A 22,395-nucleotide genomic window follows, 5' to 3' on the forward strand; every position below is an offset into this window, starting at 1 on the left:
GCTCCTTTCGCGTGTTCAGTTGAGCCGAAGCCCGAGATCGTCCAGCACCCGGTTGACGCGCGCCGCCTCGCCAGCCGAGACCAGCCCCGGTGCGGCACGGCCCTTAAGCGCGCTCAGAAAGGGCACGATGCCGGTGCCCGCATCGAGCGGATCGAGCACCACGCGCTCGGTCGGACTCTCGGCCCCGCGCAGTGTCAGGGTCATCTCGCCATTCTTCAGCGAAATCGCCCCGGCGTCGCCCACGAGGTCCAACTCGAGCCGCATCCGGGTGTCGGTCCAGCCCGCTTCGACGACGCCGGTAGCGCCGCTCGCAAAGCGCAGGATTGCGGCGCCGTGATCGTTCAAGGGCCACCCCAGCGCGTTGCCGGTGACCGCATTTCCCTTGCGGACGGGGCCCAAGATCCACTGCAAAGCGTCGATCGCGTGCACTGCCTCGTCGACGAACCCGTCGTAGCAGGCAAGCTCCGGGTCGGTCATCCAACAGTCGAGATCCAGCCAATCCGCATAGCCGCCGTCATGATTGAAGAGCATCCTCGCCGATCGCACCGTGCCCAGACGCCCCTCGGAAATCCAGTCTTTCGCCTTGCGCAGGGCGGGGAGGGTCCGGAAGAAATACGCGGTGTGCAATATTACTCCCGCCTTGGCTGATTGCTGCGCCAAGACCTCGGCGTCGCGAGCGCTGCCGGTGAGTGGCTTTTCCGAAAAGGTCGGGAGTCCCGCTAAGAGCGCCGCTCCGATATCAATGGCATGGTGGGCTGTCTCGCTGCAGACGACGGCACCCGCTGCTTGCAAGCCGACAAGCTCGTCGAGCGTGGTGAGCGGCTTGGCGTCAAGCTCGGCACAAAGCCGGTCGCGCCGCTCGAGATCGCGGTCATGCACAAACCCGACGCGAAAGCCGCGCGCCTTCATGTGCTGTAGGTGGTCCGGCAGATGCACATGCGCCCCGCCAAGTAACGCGAGGGTCGAAATGTCTGTATCGTCTTCCATGCCACTTCTCCTGTTGTCGGACGCGGATCAGGCTGGCGTCGCGCCCGTATCAGCAGGCGACGAAACGAGTTCCGCGCGCAGCCTCGGGAGTGCTTCGGGGTAGGCTTCCTGTAGCCACGCGATCAGCTTCTCTCTCACTTCGCAACGCAGGTCCCAAGCCTGCGGAGAGGTGCGTGCACTCATTAAGCCACGGAGCACGACGGCGTCCTTGTCGGCATCCGTGACCTGAAGGTTGATCACTTGACCGTCCCAATGCGGAGACTCGCGGACGATCTCCTCGAGCTTTTCGCGCACTTCGGTCGTAGGCACCGTATAGTCGAGATACCAGTGCACGGCACCGATGATCGACGCATTTTCACGGGTCCAGTTTTGAAAGGGCTGTTCGATGAAATAGCTCAGCGGCACCAGCATCCGTCTCCAGTCCCAGATCCGCACAACAACGTATGTGGCGAAGATCTCCTCGATCCAGCCCCACTCGCCATCCACGATCACCACATCTTCTAACCGGATCGGCTGGGTGATGGCGATCTGGATGCCCGCAATCAGGTTTGCGAGGACAGGTCGCGCTGCCAGCCCGAGGATCAGCCCCGCCGCACCTGCGGAGGCGAACAGGCTTCCGCCATATTTCTGCACTGGCTCGAAGGTCAGTAGCACACCCGTGACGGTAAAGATCACCAGCAGGATCGTGGCGGTTCGCCGTAACACGCGGAACTGCGTGACGAGCTTGCGTGCGGCGAGATTGTCGTCCAGGTCCATCCGTTGGCGACGGATCACGCGGTCGCTCAATCGTTGGGTTACAAGGATGAAGGTCCAACCTATCAAAACGATCAGCAGGATCAGAAATATGTGCCCCAAAACGTCCTGTATCCGCCAAGGCAGATCGGTGCGGGGGACAGTGATCGCCAATGCGGCCAGCACGAAAGCCAACCGCATCGGTCTCTTCGCTTGCCGCAAGGACGAGCCGGCAATGCCATTATCTGCCTCTACCCACCTCCTAAGGATGCGAAAGACCGCCCAATGCACTAGCAACGAGAGTAGAAGCGCACCAATTAAAACAATCGCAGGCCCGAGCCATTGAGGGCCTTTGGCGACCGCCTCTCGGATGAGTTCAAGAATTCGCATTGCGAGAACCATTGCGTCGTCCAGGCCAGATCATAGAGCCGACGCCTGTCCCGCGCCGAAGCGCAGGCTCCTTGCCGGGATGACTGAAGCGAGTTGCGGGAAGTCGCTCCCACCCCAGAGGATGCTTGGATATGAGAAAGTGTAAGTCTGCAGTTGGCGTTCGCGTCGTCGGTAGCGAAAAGGCCATGCCTGACGTCAAGTAGTCAGCCAATATTGGGTGCTCGATCAAGCTTCGGACGAAATTTGCATGTTTCAAGAGGACGCCTCCTGCGAGTTCGATCAGGGAGCTAAGTTTTGGGCACGGTTTCGGCGTATCTCAGTGATCGCCGACCTACGATAATCAACACGCGGGCTTCGCTTCGGTTTCCGCAAACTTTCGATTGGTCCACCTCTTGGGAGACTTTGGTCGCGGGGCTTTTTTAGGTCTAGCTAATTGCGACCCAGGCGACTGCGGAAACGAATAGCACGACGAAGGCAATGGCGAGCAGCGCCCACCGACTCATTCCACCATTAATTTCCGCGGGCCCGGGTTTGCGGTTCTCGGCCACTCCGTGTCGTCCTTCATGTTCTTGTGCCATGCGCACCTGTTGAAGCGAGGGCGAGGTTCCGGCCGCTTCGTCATCGGTTCCTAAGGGCGCGGCGGCGGGGTCGCTAAATGCCACCTTGTCGCCGGTGCCGCCACGGTCGATCGTCTCGCGCAGCTGGCTTGCTTCTGCCGAACCAGAGTTCGCCTTGCCGTCGGGGTTTTCGCGTGCGTCCTTCTTCGTCATCGAGCGCCTCCGGCTTTCAACTGACCCGTCTCGGTCCTTGTGTTAAACGAGAAGTAGGCAAACCAAGTTCCTGCTTGGACAGTCAAAGGCGATTTTGTCGTTATAAGAACGGTCCGTCACATGGTCCGGTTCAGCGCATTAGCCATACAGTTCCGCCAACGATGAACAGCAGAACATAACCAGCTGCGACAACAATGCCGTCACGGCCCAATATTCCGACCGCGAATACCGCGATGGGAAGCCCGATTAGAGGAGTGGCGACGGGAATGGCCCCGAGAATGAGCAACGAGCTTCCAGTGACGATAAGTATCACTGCAATCACCGAGACCGAAATGCTACCGCAGGCGAGGGGCTCCCATCTGCGATGTAAATGTCGACGGAGCCAAGCAGCGCCGGGGTTCAGTCTTGCAGCTGCAGCGTGGACACGTTCTGCCGATATTTCGCGCTTCCCGAAGAATTCAGGTAACCAGACGCCATTCCGTCCTAGGAGCGTTTGAAGCCCGATTAGTGCGACTAGCGATCCGAGCGCTCCCCCAATGCCAGGGATCAATCCGATTGGCAGGATCATGAAGATCGAGGCGATCATTAGCAGCGGCGCGTGACCTTGGGACCCGATCTCTTCGGTTAATTGGCTAAGTGTAATCGTTTGCCTGCCTCGCGTGAGCCGCTTCACTCGCTCGACCACCTGCGGAACCGCCGACGGACCTGCTTTGGCTTTGCCCTCAGCTGCGCCGGATATGCTTCCCCCGCTTAGTGATTGTTTAGCATTCTCTCTCATCGAGAATGCAACTGCTCCGCAGGATGAATGTTCCTGACTGCGCGAGGGCGCCGCCGGACGTGAAAGGCCTTCGCGCGGTCCGAGCCAAGAGTTTATTCGTGTTTCGCTCATAGTTCGCTTGGGCATCCTCGCGACGCTCCCGTGAAGGGGGGCGACCTCGAATGCATTCGGTGACGTTATTCGACCTTACATGGTCTCACCTGCTCTCATTAGCTATGTGGCGGAGCGAGGAGGGACTCGCGCCACGCACGCGTCGGTTGCCGTCATCGGCTGTGAGGAACGCGTGTGCTTCCTTCTCCAGCACCTCCTCGAGTCGGGACGACAGCTCGCGGCGCTTGCGGAAGCTTCGCAATTGCACGGTAGAGAGGGTCTTTGGGAGGTAACGTTGGTGCTCGCCCGCGTGGTAAACGTCGAAACTGAGTTGCCCTGCTGTCAGCATGTTGGAGCGGCCGTTTTCCGCCAGCACTGTAAAGACGACCGACTCTATGTTCTCCGCGCCTTCAGGAATTTCGGAGTATTCCAGAGCCACGCTCACCAAATCTGAAATCTGTCCGAGGTCGCGATACTCTGCGGCTTTCAGCGGACCCTTGACGGACCTGCCGGGTTCCGTGTCGGGAAAGGGTGCGAAGCCTCCGGTGTCGCTGGCAATGGAGTGGTAGGTCTTTTCGTCGACTTCGAGGTCGACCAATAAGGCTTTCACAAAGATAGGCTCGGCCCCCATATTCCCCAACATCAAATGACCGCGCTCGTGTCCGCCGGCAATCCGGGTCAACAGCAACTTCGAGCGCCGCTCGCGCCGGAAGTTCATGAGTATAAGCTGGAGATAGACCAGCCAGACCATCGCGGTGACGATCTGCACGATGATGCTAACAACGTGTTGGTTGTCGACTAACCACTCCATCTCTCTCTTCTCAATCAGGCCCTCGCGCTCACGTTGGAGCAACGCCGTAACCGCGCGAATGGGTCCGAAAGAGGTGTGGCGCGGATTTCCGGGAAAAGGGTGCCGATGGATTTTGAGGTGGACCGGAAGGAACAATTCACTAGTCTGTCTGGGTCGTCTGCGGACGATTGTGCGAGCATGATTTTGAGCATCGCTCAGACTTACAGCAGACTGTTTTGCTGTGGCTTTTGTGATCGAAGGCTTTTGGCATGGATATTTATGTGGACGAGAAGAAAGTCGACCCGGTTGTCTCCCGAAGAATGGTCGAGACGGCCCTAGAAGATTTGGACATGAGCCGGGCCGAAGATGTCAAAACGGCAGTGGAGCGCGTGAAGGACTTTCCGCTCGCGGACCTCTACCTCAGCTCATCACTCGGAGCGGAAGGTCATCCGCACGAAGTTTGGATCGCACGCATGGAAATCCACAGACAGGCCGAAGCGCGGCGCCGCGCTCATGAGGTGCGGGTTACTATTCTTGTTGGGCTGGCCGCTGTCATCGGGAGCGCCATCGGGGGAGGGGTGCTGCACATCCTTTGGTCTTGAACAGGGGGCGTCCGGCGTTAAGAGGGGGGGGGCAGGCTCCGTCAAAGAGGCTAGACATACCAATCGTAAAGGAACTTCACTTTGCGGCTCGCGCGCTGGGGGGCTTCGGGAGACCATTGACGCTTCAATGGCCGGGTAACCAAGTGCAGCTAGACGTTCGGACATACGAGCGTTTCAGGAACCAAGATTGCCTGGCACTTGTTGAGCATTTGAGAACAAAGGAGACACGCCATGAAATACGGATGGAGACTTCTTTTCGTTCCGCTCTGGGTGCTCTGTATCGCTGGAGCGGTGTTAACAGCATTCCTTGCCTTCGACTGGGTTGGATGGCAGGCTTTCGCTGTCTCGGCTATGATCGGGCTACTAGCCGGCGTTCCGGCCGGAATGTGGAATACTTTCAAGGTTAGACGCGAAGATCCGGACTGGAACAGGTCGCCTTCGCGAAGCGGCACGATTTGAGGTCGCCGCGCCGAAGTGTGTCACAACTTTAGTGTCTATATCCAGCAAGGGCAAAAGTGAGGCGATCGCCAGGACCGATGGATGTGTAAACACTACGGTGATCCTCTCACTCCATGCTGGTCCGAACTGACCGGTAAGGGGTCAACTCGAGGAAGCGCGATATTGATGCTCGTCGAGCTTATGGGGCGCTCAATCTTGGTTCCGGTGGCCGCATGCATCCCAAGCGCGTTGGTTGAGGGGCCGATTAATGAAAAAACTGTTGAGGTTACGGATCGGTTTCATAGGCGGCGCGACGAAGTGATCGACCTAAAGCATCAACTAAGAATTTGAGGTAAATGTTTGGAAATAGACAATGATGCGTTAAGCTCAACGTGAGCTGACTTGGCGCTACCGACATGCCCTGAGTTCGGCGTCAACCCGATCAAATGCTCCGCCTTGTTGTGCTGTGCCGCGTGAACGGTCTGACGCGCGGCATGGCGTGGTCGAAGCCGCAGTGCTTTCCTTAGCAGTCGGCAATCGAACTTTAGGAAATTTGGATAATCTCGTTGTTTCAGTTCGCTTGTGCTCGCCGGGGCTTAAAGCGGCCAAACGATGAGCAGCAGCGGCAAGCTTACGGCAACGACGATCACCTCGAGCGGCAGCCCAAGCTTCCAGTAGTCGCTGAAGCGAAAACCGCCCGACCCTAGGATGAGTGTGTTGTTCTGATGCCCGATTGGCGTGAGGAAAGCACAAGACGCGCCGATCGCCACGGCCATCAGGAAACTGTCGGGGTTCACTTTTAGCGACGCTGCAATGCCCAAGGCAATTGGACTGAGAACTGCTGCCGTGGCCGCATTATTCATCAAATCGGAGAGAAACATCGTAGTGATCAGGATTGCCGCCAGAGCCGCGATGGCGTTCCCGCGCGCAACAGTTTCGACCAAGAAACGCGCCAGAACATCTGCCGCACCGGTGGTCTGCATCGCGCCAGCCATTGGGATCAGCGAACCCAGCAGGACGATGACAGGCCAGTCGATGGCTGTGTAGACCTGCCTGGGCGGCACGGTTCGCAGCAGCATCGAGCCCAGAACTCCCAAGGTAAAGGCCACGGATGCCGGCAGCAGGCCGAAGGTGGCAATCCCGATAGAGCCAAGCAGGAGCGCACTGGCGATGATCGCCATTCGCGCGTTGGGAAGATGCAATTCGCGCTCTCCCAGAGGCGCGCAGCCAGTCTCGTTCATGAAATCGGCCATGATCTCGGCGGCCCCCTGCATCATCAGCAAATCACCTGGCTTCAGCTTCAGTGTCCGCAGCCGCGTCCGCGGGGGACGACCTTCCCGTGAGACGGCCAGAAGATTTAGGCCGTAGCGCGTCCGCAGCCGCAGGTCTGTTGCGGACTGTCCGACGATCGTAGAGCCCGGCAGCACCGCGAATTCGCGCAACACGATATCCTCGTCACGGTCCGAAGGCTTCGTCGCTGCATCGGTGTCCTCGGCGGACGTGTTGCGCTCGGCTCCGTCGTTTTCAGTCTGCGGTGTTGTTTCTCCGGCTTTCCTTTCCGCTCGCGCCGACCCGCTCTCCTCCTCTTCAAGCGTGATGCCGAAGGCCGACAACACTTCGGCCAGCTCTTGAGCCTCGGCCTCCAGGATCAGAACGTCGTCCGCCTGTATGCGCCGTCCGCCATGTGGCGCCGTCATCCGCACGTCGTTGCGGATCAGTCCGATGATCTGGGCGCCGCTTTTTTCAATCCCGCGTTCGAACTTGCGCAGGGTCAGTCCTACGGCCTTGCTTTTATCCGGCACCCGAACCTCGGTCAGATAGCTGCCAGTGTCGAAACCTGCCGTGCTCATCGGTTTGCGCGCAGGCACGATGCGCCATCCCAGAAGCGCGATGAACGCCACGCCGACGAAGGCGACCGCCACACCTACGGGGGCATAGTCGAACATACCGAACTGCCCCAATCCGGCTTCGGCGCGAAAGCCCGAGACGATCAGGTTAGGCGGTGTGCCGACCAGCGTGGTCATGCCGCCGAGGATCGTGGCAAAGGCCAGGGGCATCAGCATCTGCCCAGGTGTCAGGTCCAGCCGCCCTGCGAGCCGGATCGCGATCGGCATGAGAAGCGCGAGCGCTCCGACGTTGTTCATGAAGCCAGAAAGAACAACCGAAAGAGCGACGAGCGCCGTCATGCTGGTCAGACGCTTTGCCTCGGAAGGTAGAATTGCCTGCGCCAGCCAGTCCACGGCCCCGGTGTTTTGCACGCCCTGACTTAGTATCAGAACGCAGGCCACCGTAATCACGGCAGGATGACCAAATCCCGCAAACGCTGCGTCCGCCGGAACCAATCCGGTCAAGACGCAGGCCATCAGCGAGGCCAAGGCAACCAGGTCGTGGCGAAACCTCCCCCACAAGAACAGCGAGAGGGTTGCGCCGAGGATCGCGAACAAGGTGATTTGTGGCGCTGTCATCACGGCCTCCTTGCCTCGAAACTAGCGAAGAAGGCGTTCATGATACACGGGGTTATTCATTCTTCTGTTGGAAGGGCACTCAACCAAAGCCAAGACCGTCGGCGCAGTCATCTGGTTTAAGGTCCAGCTCCTCAGGAGTTGGGGAGGCAGACGCCGCTCCGATGTTCTGGAATTTATCTGCGAGATTTTGAGCGTCGGGGCCGTCCTTAAGAACTTCGATGCCTCGGTCCGACAGCCGCACCACTTCGCTGCCAAGCCTGATATCGATTGCACGCTGTTCCGGGCAGCCGACCCACGTCCATCCACTAAAGTTCGCGCCAAGCCGCGCTAGGGCGCGAGTGAGCCAAGCGCCGTAGGTCAGGGCATCGGAAGCCTCATCGTGCGGAGAAGCAGGTCGAGTTTTCGTTCGATCCGGTTCAGTCGCGCGTCTTGCGCCTCCAGCCTTGCCGACAGCTCCATCATCTGCGTGCGATGCTCCTTCTCCGCCTCTTCTTGCCGCAGACGGAGCGCGCGGAGCATCCGCAGCTCTTCGTTCATCAGCGACAATGCTTCGAGGATCCGTGCCCCAATGTCCGAGGCGCTTTGCTTCATCCAGTCGAGCAGATCCAGAAGCGACATCAGGCGATCCGTTTTCGTGTCGATCGATTTCCAGAGATCGACGAGCACTTTGAAGCGCGACCTCGGTTTCAGCGATTTCGGATCTTGCGGCATCTATGAGTTCCATCAGTCGGGGTTGGATAGGTTGGAGGTTGATAATCAAGCGCGCGACCGACAGGGCCATTGCGTGAGCGATCCGCGCGCGCAGGTGTTTCGGCTCCCACGCCGTGCCAAGCTCGCTTGCGCGGGCAGCGCCGCTCTCGGTCAACAGAACATAGCTGTCGTGGCCTGATTTCGTGGGCATCCGGGAAAAGCGAACCGGCTCGGGGCCGGCTTTTAGCTGCGTGACCATTTCTTCGAGCGTGAGCGGCGGGTTCGCCCCGAAGACGCGCGTAAGAGCACGATAAGTAATCTGCGCGGCTTTTGACTTTAGATTCCGGATCGGGGTCGGCGGACGCAGCGTGGGAAATTTCGGGTCGAAATATTCGGGGGCCGGTAGGCCCAGAAGTTTTGCGAGTTCTTGGTGCCGGTGATCGGTAATTCGACGCGAGAGGTTCGGCTTCAACGTCTTGCCTGCCAGTGTCGTTAGCACAAGAGCGATGTGAACATGATCACACGTCGTATCCGTATGGCGCACGGCGATCCAAGGAACTTGCATGGGCCGAAAGTCCATCAGCTCAAGGAGCGTGATGACGATCTGAAGCCAGAGCGCGTCTTCAGCGCGCATGCCGTTCGGAAGCGAGAGTGTGATGTGCAGATATCCGTGCCGGTCACCCAGCTGACTCAGTTGCTCTCTAGCATCGTGACGGCCGAAGATGACAAGAGTTCCGCCGATGTGCTCTGCGCCGTCACGTAGAATGTAATGCTCTACGAAGCGCGCGTCGGAATGCCGTTTCGTGATTGCGCGCATCGTCAGAAACCCGCCCATTTGTAGAGCGCCGTGGTAAGCTCTTGAACGTTCCTCGAGAGCTGACGACAGGCGCTCGGCGATTTGGCATCGAGCCGGTTGACGGCGAAGCAAAGCTGACCGAGCGCCTCCGCGATTTCAGCGTCGCGGTTTGTTGGTTGCGGCAATTCGCTGGTAGCGCTCCGTCGCAAGTAATCTGCGATCGTCCTGCATCCTGTTGCCTGCACCCTCGCTCCGATGAGCTTCATCTCCCCATCAGAAAGTCGGACTTTGATTTCATGAGCCCGCCGCGCCATTTCAGGAGACCTCCTGCGTGGCGATCTGCGTGTCATCTGCCGCGGGGACGATAAGGCCCAAGCGCTTCTCGAGCCTCGCATGTCGTGCGTCATGAATATGATGGGTCAAGGCAAGCCTCCTTCATTCACGCGAGAAGCGTGTTATTTCTGTCTTGTTCATTTTGAACTGCGCCGCTTGAGGGCCTAGCTTGAATATACTGCTGCAACGCGTTTCGCGCAGGGTAGAAAGGCACGGGAAGCAGGGGGCTGGATGAAATCGGGGCGATTATTGTGGAAAACTCGATCGCCGCTCCGCTCGAGCCCCGCGCGTCACATATGCCGGTGACCGCACGCCAGAAGAAATCCGTATTTCTTTGCTGGAAATAGATTTTCAGGAAGCGACTTGCGCGCGCGTGACGCGAAAGAACCTAAGAGCTGCGCATCGTTGGGCCGGATTTTTAGGAAGTGTATGGAGTTCCAGTCCAGACCTCCCGTATGATCGCGGGGATGCTCTTGCGTCTTGGTGTGGAGCCAAAAGCGATCTCTGGCTGGCAGGGGGACGAATACCCTCCGTGACTTCGAAGGCTCTAGGTGAATTGAGGTGGTCGCCTGCGCTCTTCCGAAATCCTCTGCAAAATGGAAGTATGCCTCCAGCGTGCAGGCCGGGTGAGGGGGGGCGATGAGGCAAGCGATACTCTACAAGGCGATCGTCGCCAATTACGGGACCTACCTGTCGCGCAAGGATGGCCAGGCTGACCGGCTTGACTACGTGGGCCAGCAGCTCGTAGGCCCGACCGCCATCCAGGAGGCGAAGCATTTCCGCCAAGCGGTGATCGACGATCTGGCCCAGGCCAAGATCTACCTGCTCGACGGCAATGCCGCCAACTACGTCGACAGCTTGCGCGAGGACGTCCAGCAACGTGATGCTGGCCGCGCGGCTGCCGATCTGGCAGCTTCCTATATGCGCGAGGTCGAGTTTCCCGCCGATCTCGTCTGGGTGGAGCACGATCACCGGATGCTGATCGCCGATCGCGCGACGCGGGAGGGCACCAACCTGCCTCGACACGCGCTCGAGGATGCCGGTCTTCGGGGCTATCTCTACGATCTGCGCGACCCCGGTGCCCTGAAGGTTTCGCTCTTCAGAAGCGACTCCAACGGCGGGATCATCGATCCGCTGATCCATCTTGTCTTCCCGTGCGACCCGGTTCGCGGAGAGTTCCTCGACACCTACGAGTGGCGCCCGCATCCGCACATGTTCGACCTCTTCGCCCAGAAGAGCACCTCCCAGAAGGATCTTCAGGGGATGGTGAATAACGAACTCAGTCACCTGACCTATGACATGGTGCTCGGCTTCGTGCTCTTCGCGCTCCTGTCCTCGCCGGAGAACGGGATTGAGCGAGAGGAGCGCGACAGCCTGTCGCCGGGAGAGCGCAAGACCGCCGCGAAATTCGGCAAGACCTGGCTCACAGAAAACCTTCGCTCCCATGTGACGATCCGGATCGGCAAGGAGGGATATGCGCATCTGCGCGAGCAGGCAGCGCGGCGCGAATTTGAGCGTGAGCAGGCCGCCGGTCGCCACCCGCCGACCGAGCATTGGGTGAGCGCGCATGAACGGCGCTACAAGAGCGGAAAGATCGTGATGGTGCGTGCGCATCAACGCGGCACGAAGCCGGACAGGAATATTCCGACGCGGGTGATGGGCCCGCGGATGCACTCGCCGCAGTGACCGCGCCCGGATACATGGGGGTGAAGTGCCTTTCTCTCCAGCATTCTCTCCGCCGCTGCCGCTTTCGCAGCCTTCTCCAAACAGGCATCGCGCTTGCGCCTCAATCCACGTGGGCGCCTTTTAAGGCCTATTGACGCCGGGTGACATTTGCCGCCCCGGCGCCGTTTGCGCCTAGGGCAAACCGAACTGCCTCGTCGCGTGGGGGCTGAGGGTGAGGGTGAGGGAGCCCCTGATCTCGTGCCCACCTCCGGGCACGCTCGGTCTATTGCTCATAGGTCGTGGGCCAGATGATGGTTCTGAACCTGCTGAAAGCTCTGCCGTGGTGCCGAGCATCACTATTGCGACCGGAACTGCTTGATGGTCAGTGGACCTAGGGCTGCCGAGCTCATCGACGTAGCCTACGACGTGCTCGCAGCAAGATATCAGGGCCACCGACCTAGTCATCTCGCATCTAAGCTGCAAAAGGCTCCGTGAGCACCGGGTAGATTGCGAAACAGACAACGACGAGAGCGGAGGCGGCCGCGCCGCGCCCGTAGTATCAATTGCAGAAGGTCTCCCGCAAAACATTGCTCTTGAAGGTTTTTTAGTGTTATCCGCCCTCGCCATCTTGACCAAAATGCAGCCTGAGAGCCCGAAATGGGCCAATCGGGCACCGGCGGTTCCGAAAAAAGTAAACGATTTCAATGCTGTGACAGCTGTTACGCGTGTTACAGGACGCGTTACGCGCGCAAGCAATTGAAATAAAACAGAAATCTCTATCTATGTATGTATGTAACACTCTATGAGATGAATATACATAGAGAGAGTGAGTGGTTCCTCCATCCACTTCGATCCAGAGAAGACTCCACCTATATATTTACTTCCGGCGTTACGGGCGTTACCGCGTTACGCGTCGGATAAGTCATTGAAATCTTTCAAGGTGCGTGTAACAGGCTTGTTCGATAACCTACCTAAGACGGTGGTCCGTGTTACGCGGGGGCCCTGTCTGGGAGGATCATTGCGGGTTTGCGAAATAACTTTTCATGGTCAATAGCCGCAAGCGACCGCGACTGCACGGAGTTCGGACGGGCCTGAGCTCTCCCGAAAGGCAGAAAACTCCTTTCCTTCATTGCAACCGCGTCCTGCAAGGACCTCCCCTGCAAGATTGACACAGTCTTCTGCATGGCAGCGGGAGGAGCTGTCGATAGCGCGCCCAACTTGAATTTTTAGCGGGACGGGCTTCGAGCCGGCGGCTTCAGGGGATCTTCGGCTCACATCATTCGCGCGTGCAGGTTCCAAAGCAGCCACAGCGTCCCGCCGCCCATCAGCAGCAGGATCAGCGTGGTGAACAGGATCAGATGCAGGTCCTCCTGCTTCTGACCCTTCAGGCGGATATGCAGGAAGAAGCGGAAATGGACCACGATCTGAACGATCGCGGCCACCCCCGTCGCCCACCAGATCGCCACTTTCGGCAGCAAGTCCCACGCCACCAGTGCGAAGATCGGCAGGGTCAGCGCCAGTGCCAGCGCATAGCCGATCAGGTAGCTGCGGGCCTCGCGGCGTTTCTCGTCTGCTGCGCTCATGCCAGCCCCCCGATATAGACGATGGAGAAAATGCCGATCCAGACGATGTCGAGGAAGTGCCAGAGCACGGCGAGACGCACCATCGACAGCTTCACCCGGTCGTCGAGACCGTAAACGAGCATCTGCCCGAGGATCGCGACCGCCCAGAGGCAGGAGAAGGTGACGTGCAGCCCGTGCAGCGGCACCAGCGCGAAAAAGGCCGACAGGAAGCCGCTGCGCTGAGGTGTCCCGCCTTCGGAAAACATCTTCAGGAAGTCGTGGACCTCGAAGCCCACGAAACCCAGCGCAAGTGCCATCGCGACCAGCAGCCACAGCACCATCTTCACCGGGCGCGGCTCGTGTTTGAGTGCGAGATGCGAAAATCCGATGGCGACCGACGACGTCAGCAGCAGCATCGTCTCGATGAAGATCGACTTCAGCTCGAACAACTCCTGCGGGCCGGGGCCGCCGTTCGTATTGGGCCGCATCACGACATAGGTCGCCATCAACAGCCCGAACAGGATCGCGTCGGACATCATGAAGACCCAGAAGCCGAAAACTTCGGTTTCGGCTTGGTCATCGGCGCTTTGGTGTTTCGGCCCCAGATTGAGCCCGGGATGGCGGGTTTTCTGGTTCATCGTGCGGCCTCCTGTGCCATCGGGATGGCGTGGCCGCGGTTGTCGCGGGTGTATTCCGAGCTGCGCGGCACACGCGGCGTGCGGGCGGCCAGCTCGCGGAAGGCGCGCCATTCCTTGCGGACCTCTTCGGCGGGGATGCGCTTCTCGGTATTGCGGCGGAAGCCCTGCGCGATGATCACCAGCGGCACCAGCGCCGCGAGCGGCAGAACCGCCCACCACATATGCCATGTCAGGGTGAAGGCCAGCGCCGTTCCGAGCGCACCGATCACCGGGCCGAACGCCGCGTTCTTCGGCAGCCAGATATCCTCGAACCCGTCCTCGGGCGGGCCGAGGTCACGGCCCGAGGCTTTCAGCGTCGCGAAGGCGTCGCGGCCCTCGACGCGGGGCAGGGCGGGGAAGTTCCATTCCGGCGCGGGGGCAGGGAGGCCCCATTCGAGCGAGCGCCCGTCCCACGGATCGCCCACCGGCACCGCGAGCCGCTTGCGGTCGCGCACCGAGACCCAGAGCTGCACGATCAACGACAGGAAGCCGGCAAGGATCACCGCCGCGCCTCCCAATGCGATGATCGTCCATGGCAGCCACTCGCCGGTGAAATAGCCCGACATCCGGCGCGGCATCCCCATCAGCCCCAGCACGTAGAGCGGGAAGAACGCGCCCATGAAGCCGATGATCCAGCACCACGCGGCGCGGTAGCCCCATCTCTCGTCGAGCCGGAACCCGAAAGCCTTGGGAAACCACATCGTATAGCCCGCGATCATCCCGTAGAGCAGGCCGGGGATCAGCATGTTATGGAAATGCGCGACGAGGAACAGCGTGTTGTGGGTCTGGTAATCGATCGTCGGGTTCGCCAGCAGGATGCCCGACAGCCCGCCGATCGTGAACAGAAACAGGAAGGCGATGGCGTAGAGCATCGGCACCGAAATCCGCACCCTCCCGCGATACATCGTCAGCATCCAGTCGTAGATCTTCACCCCCGTCGGCACCCCGATCAGCATCGTCGCGATGCCGAAGGCGGCGTTCAGATTGGCGCTCTGGCCCATCGTGAAGAAGTGGTGGACCCAGACGGTAAAGCTAAGGACCGCGATCGCCATCGTCGCGATCACCAGCGCGGTGTAGCCGTAAAGCGTCTTGCCCGAGAAGGTCGCGAACACTTCGGACCAGATCCCGAAGGCGGGAAGGATAAGGATATAGACCTCCGGGTGGCCGAACAGCCAGAACAGGTTGGCATAGTTCATCATGTTGCCGCCGCCGCCGTTCGTGAAGAAGTGAAAGCCCATGTAGCGGTCGAGCGCGAGGAGCGCGGTCGCGATGGTTAGCGGCGGCATCGCGAAGATCATCAGGATCGAGGTGCAGAGCGACGTCCAGGTGAACAGCGGCATCCGCATCAGCGTCATGCCGGGGCAGCGCTTCTTGTAGATCGTCACCGCGAAGTTCAGCCCCGTGAAGGTCGACCCGACCGACGACAGCGTCACCGCCCAGATCCAGTAGTCAGGCCCCGCGCCGGGATTGTAGGACAGCTCCGTATAGGGCGGATACCCTGTCCATCCGCCGGTCGAGAACGGCTCGAGCACCAGCGAGACCATCAGGATGACCCCGCCCGCGATGGTCAGCATCAGGGAGACCGAGTTCAGCACCGGGAAGGCCACGTCGCGCGCGCCGATCTGCAGCGGCATCGCGAAGTTGATCATCCCCGTCAGGAAGGGCATCGCCATGAAGAAGATCATGATGGTGCCATGGGTGGTGAAGAGCTGCGCGAAATGCTCGGGCATCACGATCCCGCCACCATCATGGCCCACAACCTGTTGGCTGCGCATCACGAAGGCCTCTGCCAAGGCGCGCGCCAGCATCACGAAGGAGAACACGATATACATGATGCCGATCTTCTTGTGATCGACCGACGTGAGCCACTCGCTCCAGAGCGGGCGCCACCAGCCTTTCACCGTGATCAGGATCACCACGAGGACGAAGCCCAGCACGGCCATGCCGGCCGCCGCCGTCCCGGTAATTCCGGACAGCAATTCGGTCCGCCCGTCGGCTTTGAAGATATCCATGACCGGCAGCGCGTCCCATGTCAGCCGACCGAAGGGAAAGCCCCAGACATCGCTCCACGTATTCATTGTGCCGTCTCCTTCAGGCCGGCGATCTCGTCGAACATCGCGCTGGGCGCGGTCGAGAACAGGATCGGCTGCCCCGTGGGCTGGTCGAGCTTGCGCGCGAGTTCGACCTTGTTGCTTTTTGCCTCAACCGCGTCGCGCGCCTTGCCGTCGAAGGGAAGGCCGCTCGCCTTCGCCTTCGAAACCCAGTGCGAGAAGGCCGCGTCACTCATGGCGCGTGCCTTGAAGGTCTGGGTGTAGAACCCCTCGCCGTTATATTGCGTGTTGCGCCCCTCGAAGGTGCCGGGGCTATCTGCGGCAAGGTTCAGCTTGGTGCGCATCCCCTTCATCGCGTAAATCTGGCTGCCCAGCCGCGGGATCAGAAAACTCTGCATCACCGTGTCGGAGGTCAGGTGCAGTTCCAGCGGACGCGAGGCGGGAAAGGCGAGCTCGCCGACGCTGGCCACGCCCTCTTCGGGATAGATGAACAGCCATTTCCAGTCATAGCCCACGACATCCACGACGAGCGGCTTGCCAGCCGCACCGGGCACCGGGTTGTATGGATCGAGGGAATGGGTGCGCCCCCACAGATAGACTGCGAGGATCAGCACGACGATCACCGGCACGCCCCACGCGAGCCACTCGAACAGGGTCGAGAAAGACCAGTCGGGGCGATAGTCGCCCTTCGGACGCCCGTAGCGATAGCGCCTGATCAGCCACGGGGTCGCCGCGAAAACCGGGATCACCACGATGGCCATAATAATCAGAATGATGCGCAGATGCGTAACCTGTGCAGCGGCGACCGGGCCTGCAGGGTCGAGGAAGCTTTCGGCCTGCGCCTTTCCCGCGGCGGCCCAGACTGCAGCAAGTGCGCCGACACGTAACCAGGCTCTGCGCTTTGGGACGGTAGGGGGCATGGCGAACTCGCTTGCACAGGGGCTGTGCCAAAACGGTAGACCGGCGGAGTTGCCAGACAAGCGTGGCTGGCCAACACTTTATTTTCAAGGAACTGCGCACGGCGTTCCACGTTATGCGCCGTTTTAGTTGGCCGCAGTCTTATGTTGTCGCCCGTTCTTCATGCTTTGAGCACAGAGATTATGTCACACTGACCCGCTGAAGGAGTGTCCCTTCGAACCGCTGGGGCGCCAGGCCTTCAAGGCCGCGATGCTTTAAAAGGCTGGTCGGCAAGGGGCAACGCCGGGCTGCATTAGAGAAAAGCGCGAGTGGAATGCCTTGCCTGCGCGACGTAGCTGGAAAATTGTGGCAGAGTTTCTGGACAACTCGTATGAGCACGAGGGAAATACCTCAGCAGCGCGATCTCCGCTCCGCTTGAGCCCCGCGCGTCACTTATGTCGGTGGCTACGCGCCAGGACCGATCCGGATTTCTTTGCTGGAAATAAATCTTCAGGAAGCGACTTGCGCGCGCGTGACGCGAAAGAACCTAAGGGAGGTGCATAGTTGGGCCCGATTTATATGCGCGCATACTTTTCTTGGTCTATCAAAAAGTCTGGCGGCACCCCTCGGCGCCATCTGCTTGGAGGCCCTGCGACATCATGGTCGACGTAAATCATCCGCGCGACGAACCAGGCTTTAACTGGCCGGGATCGGGTTTTGTCTTCGGCACCGGCTCCGCGAGAACACTCTTCGCGCAGGAAGATGACGAAGGACTTATCCATATCTCCAAGTTGGGCGAGACACATGGGAAATTGATCTGCCTCGATTGTGGCGGTGCGCTCACACCGGTGCGTGGTCGAATTCGAGTTCATCATTTTCGCCATCGCACAGGCGCCGATTGCTCGAGCGCTGGGGAGACTGCGCTTCACAGGATGGCCAAGGAGATAATCAGCGAAGGGGGTGCGCTTCACCTTCCGCCGCTTCAGGTTGCTTGCAATGTGAGCGCGAGGGATTGGAAAAAGGAGGTGTCCCCAGCGCGGCGGGTTCTGTTCGATCGGGTCGACCTAGAAGTCCGGGAAGGAAATATTCAGCCTGATCTCATCTGCACTAAGATAAGCCATTCGCCGACGGCCCCCCTGGAAAACCGACTGCTCGTGGAGATCCGCGTGACCCATGCGGTTGGTGCGGAAAAGCTCCAGCGTTTCGTCGAGCGCGGCGAGTCCGCGCTCGAGATTGATCTCTCAAAGATCAGGCGTTCGCTGACGCGGGAGGAGCTCACGGATCATGTGCTGAAATCGGCGCCGCGCGCGTGGCTTTTCCATCGCAAGGCGGCTGAAGCACAGGCTGACTTCCGAGAGGAGAAGATGAATGATGCGCGACGCATCGCGCGCACGAATGCCGCCTGGCGTCAAGCTGCGCATGAGCCCGTCGAACCGCCCAGCCATAATGCGGAGGTCTGGCTCGAGGAAGAGCGGCGCCGCTGGCGCTCAATTTACGTGCCTCATATTCACTGGGGCGGTTTGCATCAAGGTGGTTTCAACGTCCCCGTCTCTTATGTCCAGGCGGTAATCTATCAGCCCCTTGCGCCATGGTGCACGTCCTACCCGCTGATGAGCGAACCTGGCGCGCTCGGGGAGATATACCGAGTGCTAATGGGTGAGATTGAAGGCCGCGGCTGGGTCAAGGAAGCGGTGCGAGGAGATCTCTGGAGGCGGTGGGAAACTGGTGAGGTCGAGAGTTACCAAGTAGCGCGATCGGAAATCATCGAGACACTCACCCGTGCGGCTCGGCTATGGGCTTCGCGCAAAGACGAGTTCAATAGATACAGGCCCATCGAGGCACAACTCGCACGCATGCGGGCGGAGCATATTTTGCAGTGGAGGGCCTTGGATCCGGCTCGGTGAATGGGGATGGTTCTGCTAGAATGAAGCTCGCAATCACACGTTGGATTGACCTCCGCTTGCACGTCCGGAATCGTTGGAGCGTTGGCTTCGGATGGTGAAAATCCAGCATCACACTCTGGATGACACTTGCTCACCCTGACTTATGGAAGGATCTGGCCGCTTCCCTATTTTTCTGGAGGTGCCCGCCCGAAAGCGGACATCGACGGGCCAGGAGCAAGACCTGTCGTCGTCACCATCAGTGAGACTCTGGGCGTTTCGGATCGTCGGGTCGCTCGGCGGACAGGAACCCCCGGTATCGAACCAACAACCCTTTCGTCATCGGTGCCAGTATCGCGACGTCGAAATGGAACCTGCCGTCAGCAACAAACTCTCGCGCGACGGACGCCGGCAGCATCCAGTGCGGCAGGGGTATTGGTCCCATACGTCCGGACGTGACCGGGTAGTGAAGCTCGCCCTCCTGAACCTTCAGGCCGATCGCGAAGGTGAACGGGCCGAAACTCTCGCGCATGCCTTCGGGGCCTGCGGAGAGGTTAGAGCGGAACGTGTTCCTGCCGAAGCGGCGAAGCCAGGTCTCTCCGCGTGAGGTGACGGCCTTGGTCACCGCCACTTCGATGCCCGGAGACCCGGGAGGAAATCGGAAAATCGCACAGAGCAAACGGGACCAGGCACCGATCCCCCGCTCGACCTCAAATCGTCCAACCCATCGTGAGGTGCCGCGCGTCAGGTGGGTTTCCTTGATCGCATCTGGCAGCGCGTGGAAAGCCTCCCCCAACACCCGCGGGAAGGCGGGCGAGATTGGCGCGACGCTACGCTCGGTGACCACACGCAGGTCCGCCATCGCGGCCTCGGCCTCCTCCAACGTGATCACCTCGATCGCCGGGCCAGCGCCGACCGGCAGATTGGCGCGGCGCAGCAAGGCACGAGCGGCTACCGCCGGAATAAAAGGACCGTCGCCATCCTCAGCCAGAAGGCTCCAGTTTCGGCGTTCGTGGCGCGTGGTGACCGCGACGGACATCCCGCCGCGGCCGCTGCCGAAGGGGGCCAGGAGATCCGCCAGAACCTTGAACACGCGGACAACCGGGCGGGTCACCGGAAATGGCACGACCCGCCGCACGCCGGCGAAAAGCGCAAGGCCGTAACGCATGGGGGCCAGCTCCAACCCTGCCCGGAAGAGGACCGTCTCTGCACCGAAATGTGTCGGAAAGAGGCGCTGGTCCGGAACCTCGATCTGCCAACCCTGCCGGACCAATCCACCTGGAAGGGTGTATCGCGCTGGCTTCGACCATCCGAAAGTTCTATCCCAGCGGTTACCGTTCCAGACCAGCATCGGGCGTCCCGCTTGGCACAGGATCGACTGCATGACCGAGAGCCCCCGGGGCGCGCGGTTTCCGGGCAGGATTGCGGTGTCGATCACCGCTGGCACGTCTTCGCCGGAGAGGGCGCGCACGGCGGCGGAGGACAGGGCCGGAACAGAAGAGAGGCCCGAGAGCACGCAGACACCGGCATCCCGCGCCTCGGCGTCGAAGGCCGATATGCCCTCGCAGAAATCCGCGTTGTCTGACAGATCGAGGTAGTGGATACCCGCCGCGATTGCGGCGCGCGCGAGGCGATAAGGATCGTCCCCGTAGGCGTGGAAAGGCCCCGCGGCATCAACGACGACTTCGTGCCCCACTAAGGCGTCGAGATTGCCCGCCCGATCCATTCTGATCGCCCGGCAACCCAGTTCCTTTGCACAGGATCGGGCTTCTTCGAGGTTCCGTCCGGCGATGCAGACTTCATGCCCGTCGACAATCAAGAGCTTCACGAGCCTTGCGCCGAAAACGCCGCAACCTCCCAGCACCAAAATCTTCAACGGAGCAAACGCCTTTGAAACGAAGGGTCTGGGATCGCGCACATGTCCGCCCGTCCAAAAATCGCGTATCTATTGCGCGCGAGACGCTGGTAGAGCCAGTCCCGCATCGGTCTCGGCAGGATCAGCAAAACCGTGGCCAAACGTCCCCACCCTCCGAACCGTCGCGCGGCGTAGACCACCGCTTCGAAATCCTGATGCGCAATGCCCTTGTCGATGAACAACCAGCTGGAAGGATCGGTCGGCTCAAGCCCATAGTGCTTCAGCAAGGCGGCTCCAAGCGGCGTCTGGATCGGACAGATGCGCACCGTCCCACTTCGGTCGAGGCGGTGGATCATGCGAGCCCCCCAGCTGCAGATTGCGCAGTCGGCATCCATCACCGCCAGCGGCGCCCCGTCGGCGAATCGTGGAACCTCCGGATCATCTCGAAAGGAGAATGGTTTGAGCATGTTACACCGACTATCCTACAACACCAAAGCTCGCACAAGACACCCGCTTGAGACGCCAACTCCACATTCGGCGCTCTTTCGCTACGTGCTCACCAGCGTTAGGCAATCAGAAAGCACTCGTTTTGGTTCTCAACGAGGGGAACGCCTGTTCGCGCGTGCGATTGAAAGTGAGTGTTCCGTCTTGAGACCATCGCCAGTTCCTTTCCGATTGAAATGCCGGTTCGAAAAGTTGGATCAACCCATGTGTGCGGTGAAACCGGTCATTTTCTGTGATCCTTCCAAGAAGTCTCATGCTTGTGCGTAAAACAATCAATCAGGGCTTCTTGATCTAGGCATGCTGGAGCTTTCCCTTCCAGAGATCGTCAAATCGTCGCCGGTAGTCGCGGAGATTGATAGGCATGCAGTCTGTGGCGGGCGTTACGGAGCGTTACGTCTCAAGTATCGGACTGTAAAAGAGAACTGCACCAATGATCGGTTCCATCTGCTTCGGGAGTTTCTTCGGGACTCTCCGGGAGTTTCCGTCGATTTATGTCCCGCTTTGGCTTCTCCGTCAGCAAATCAGCCAAAAGCTTTTCTCCGCTATGAGGTTGGATTGTTTCTTTTAAAACAATGCCTTGCCGTCATGGGAGCTTGGAGCGGGTAGCGGGAATCGAACCCGCGCGTTCAGCTTGGGAAGCTGACAGGCTACCATTACATCATACCCGCATGGTGCGAGCGCAGAGGTATTCCAGCCGAAAGCCACGGTCAAGAGGGATCGCGCGCGTCCTCGGGTGCGCTCACAAAAAAGCGCCCGGCGAGAAGGACCTCACCGGACGCCAGGCGCCGCGCGAAAAAAGGGAGACGAGGCGCGGGGTCGATTTACATCTTCGGCTGAAGCACGGTGTCGATCACGTGGACCATGCCGTTCTGCTGCTTCACATCGGCGGTCTGAACCGTCGCGACATCGCCTTTCGGGTCCTTCAGCATCACCATGCCGTCCTTGACCATCGCGGTCAGATCACAGCCGCCGAGCGTCTTGATCGTGGCCATGCCGTTGCCCTTCTGAACGGTCGCCATGATGTTCTCGGCGGTGATCACGCCCTTGGCGACGTGGCAGGTCAGGATATGCGTCAGCATCTCCTTGTTTTCCGGCTTCACCAGCGTGTCGACGGTGCCCGCGGGCAGCTTGTCGAAGGCCGCGTTGGTCGGCGCGAAGACGGTGAACGGGCCGGGGCCTGCCAGCGTGTCGACGAGGCCCGCCGCTTTCACCGCGGCGACCAGCGTGGTGAGGTTCGGAGCGGCCGAAGCGTTCGCCGCGATCGGCTTGCTCTCATACATTTTCGCGCCACCGACCATCGGGTTTGCCAGCGCGGGCAGGGCGAGGCCCAGCGTTGCAGCTGCGGTGAGCGATGCGGCGAATGCACGGAATTTCATAGACATAAGGATTTTCCTCCCTGTTAAACGACGGTTGTCCCCGCCAAAGCACAAGGGTTACGGCGCG

Annotated in this window: 18 protein-coding genes and 1 tRNA gene; 3 read left to right on the plus strand and 16 right to left on the minus strand. The window is 60.1% G+C overall.

Annotation, left to right across the window (positions count from 1 at the left end):
- Positions 1-15 precede the first annotated feature (15 nt).
- The 5 genes from F8R15_RS15965 to F8R15_RS15985 form a co-directional block, all read right to left on the minus strand.
- The gene (locus tag F8R15_RS15965) at positions 16-987 is read right to left on the minus strand and encodes a Gfo/Idh/MocA family protein (protein WP_098411361.1); all 972 of its coding nucleotides are present in this window, start codon (positions 985-987) and stop codon (positions 16-18) included.
- Between the two features lie 27 nt (positions 988-1,014).
- Positions 1,015-2,121, minus strand: coding sequence for a mechanosensitive ion channel family protein (locus tag F8R15_RS15970; RefSeq protein ID WP_253732688.1), 1,107 nt, complete (start codon positions 2,119-2,121; stop codon positions 1,015-1,017).
- A 413-nt stretch (positions 2,122-2,534) separates the two neighbouring features.
- Positions 2,535-2,879, minus strand: coding sequence for a hypothetical protein (locus tag F8R15_RS15975; protein WP_098411360.1), 345 nt, complete (start codon positions 2,877-2,879; stop codon positions 2,535-2,537).
- A 130-nt stretch (positions 2,880-3,009) separates the two neighbouring features.
- Entirely contained in the window at positions 3,010-3,783 is a 774-nt protein-coding gene (locus F8R15_RS15980) for an exopolysaccharide biosynthesis protein (protein WP_306461409.1), read from the minus strand.
- A gap of 70 nt (positions 3,784-3,853) precedes the next feature.
- The gene (locus tag F8R15_RS15985; RefSeq protein WP_134330999.1) at positions 3,854-4,558 is read right to left on the minus strand and encodes a hypothetical protein; all 705 of its coding nucleotides are present in this window, start codon (positions 4,556-4,558) and stop codon (positions 3,854-3,856) included.
- Between the two features lie 248 nt (positions 4,559-4,806).
- On the opposite strand from F8R15_RS15985, the gene F8R15_RS15990 reads away from it, so the two are divergent.
- Positions 4,807-5,139: a hypothetical protein gene (locus F8R15_RS15990; protein WP_134331000.1), complete on the plus strand. Its 333-nt coding sequence runs from the start codon at positions 4,807-4,809 to the stop codon at positions 5,137-5,139.
- A gap of 1,034 nt (positions 5,140-6,173) precedes the next feature.
- Here F8R15_RS15990 and F8R15_RS16000 read toward each other — a convergent pair.
- From F8R15_RS16000 to F8R15_RS16010, 3 genes are all read right to left on the minus strand, one after another.
- Positions 6,174-8,042: an SLC13 family permease gene (locus F8R15_RS16000; protein ID WP_152845259.1), complete on the minus strand. Its 1,869-nt coding sequence runs from the start codon at positions 8,040-8,042 to the stop codon at positions 6,174-6,176.
- A 79-nt stretch (positions 8,043-8,121) separates the two neighbouring features.
- The gene (locus tag F8R15_RS16005; protein WP_152845260.1) at positions 8,122-9,567 is read right to left on the minus strand and encodes a hypothetical protein; all 1,446 of its coding nucleotides are present in this window, start codon (positions 9,565-9,567) and stop codon (positions 8,122-8,124) included.
- Positions 9,552-9,842, minus strand: coding sequence for a hypothetical protein (locus tag F8R15_RS16010; protein ID WP_152845261.1), 291 nt, complete (start codon positions 9,840-9,842; stop codon positions 9,552-9,554). The genes F8R15_RS16005 and F8R15_RS16010 overlap by 16 nt, the downstream gene beginning before the upstream one ends.
- Before the next feature lie 658 nt (positions 9,843-10,500).
- Between F8R15_RS16010 and F8R15_RS16015 the strand changes: the two genes are divergently transcribed.
- Positions 10,501-11,547: a hypothetical protein gene (locus F8R15_RS16015; RefSeq protein ID WP_152845262.1), complete on the plus strand. Its 1,047-nt coding sequence runs from the start codon at positions 10,501-10,503 to the stop codon at positions 11,545-11,547.
- 1,250 nt (positions 11,548-12,797) lie between these two features.
- Here the strand turns inward: F8R15_RS16015 and F8R15_RS16020 are convergent.
- The 4 genes from F8R15_RS16020 to F8R15_RS16035 are packed head-to-tail and all read right to left on the minus strand — an operon-like array spanning position 12,798 to position 16,736.
- On the minus strand, positions 12,798-13,109 hold the full coding sequence (locus F8R15_RS16020; RefSeq protein ID WP_152845263.1) for a cytochrome o ubiquinol/quinol oxidase subunit IV: 312 nt from the start codon (positions 13,107-13,109) through the stop codon (positions 12,798-12,800).
- On the minus strand, positions 13,106-13,726 hold the full coding sequence (locus F8R15_RS16025) for a cytochrome c oxidase subunit 3 (RefSeq protein ID WP_152845264.1): 621 nt from the start codon (positions 13,724-13,726) through the stop codon (positions 13,106-13,108). Before F8R15_RS16025 ends, F8R15_RS16020 begins: the two co-directional genes overlap by 4 nt.
- Positions 13,723-15,843 carry a cbb3-type cytochrome c oxidase subunit I gene (locus F8R15_RS16030; RefSeq protein WP_216644141.1) on the minus strand — a complete coding sequence of 707 codons (2,121 nt, stop codon included), beginning with the start codon at positions 15,841-15,843 and terminating at the stop codon, positions 13,723-13,725. The genes F8R15_RS16025 and F8R15_RS16030 overlap by 4 nt, the downstream gene beginning before the upstream one ends.
- The gene (locus F8R15_RS16035) at positions 15,840-16,736 is read right to left on the minus strand and encodes a cytochrome ubiquinol oxidase subunit II (protein WP_152845265.1); all 897 of its coding nucleotides are present in this window, start codon (positions 16,734-16,736) and stop codon (positions 15,840-15,842) included. Before F8R15_RS16035 ends, F8R15_RS16030 begins: the two co-directional genes overlap by 4 nt.
- A gap of 636 nt (positions 16,737-17,372) precedes the next feature.
- On the opposite strand from F8R15_RS16035, the gene F8R15_RS16040 reads away from it, so the two are divergent.
- Positions 17,373-18,617 carry a hypothetical protein gene (locus tag F8R15_RS16040; protein ID WP_152845266.1) on the plus strand — a complete coding sequence of 415 codons (1,245 nt, stop codon included), beginning with the start codon at positions 17,373-17,375 and terminating at the stop codon, positions 18,615-18,617.
- A 235-nt stretch (positions 18,618-18,852) separates the two neighbouring features.
- Here F8R15_RS16040 and F8R15_RS16045 read toward each other — a convergent pair whose 3' ends face one another.
- The 4 genes from F8R15_RS16045 to F8R15_RS16060 all read right to left on the minus strand — a co-directional run bounded on the left by F8R15_RS16045 (position 18,853) and on the right by F8R15_RS16060 (position 22,334).
- Positions 18,853-20,469 (minus strand): SDR family oxidoreductase, encoded by a 1,617-nt coding sequence (locus F8R15_RS16045; RefSeq protein WP_152845267.1) that lies wholly within the window; start codon positions 20,467-20,469, stop codon positions 18,853-18,855.
- Positions 20,466-20,915: a thiol-disulfide oxidoreductase DCC family protein gene (locus tag F8R15_RS16050; RefSeq protein ID WP_152845268.1), complete on the minus strand. Its 450-nt coding sequence runs from the start codon at positions 20,913-20,915 to the stop codon at positions 20,466-20,468. Before F8R15_RS16050 ends, F8R15_RS16045 begins: the two co-directional genes overlap by 4 nt.
- Positions 20,916-21,546: 631 nt before the next feature.
- A tRNA-Gly gene (locus tag F8R15_RS16055) sits at positions 21,547-21,620 on the minus strand.
- A 153-nt stretch (positions 21,621-21,773) separates the two neighbouring features.
- Positions 21,774-22,334, minus strand: a complete 561-nt coding sequence (locus F8R15_RS16060) for a fasciclin domain-containing protein (RefSeq protein ID WP_152845269.1) — start codon at positions 22,332-22,334, stop codon at positions 21,774-21,776.
- Positions 22,335-22,395 lie beyond the last annotated feature (61 nt).

The organism is Thioclava sp. JE_KL1 (assembly GCF_009296265.1).
Lineage (GTDB): Bacteria > Pseudomonadota > Alphaproteobacteria > Rhodobacterales > Rhodobacteraceae > Thioclava.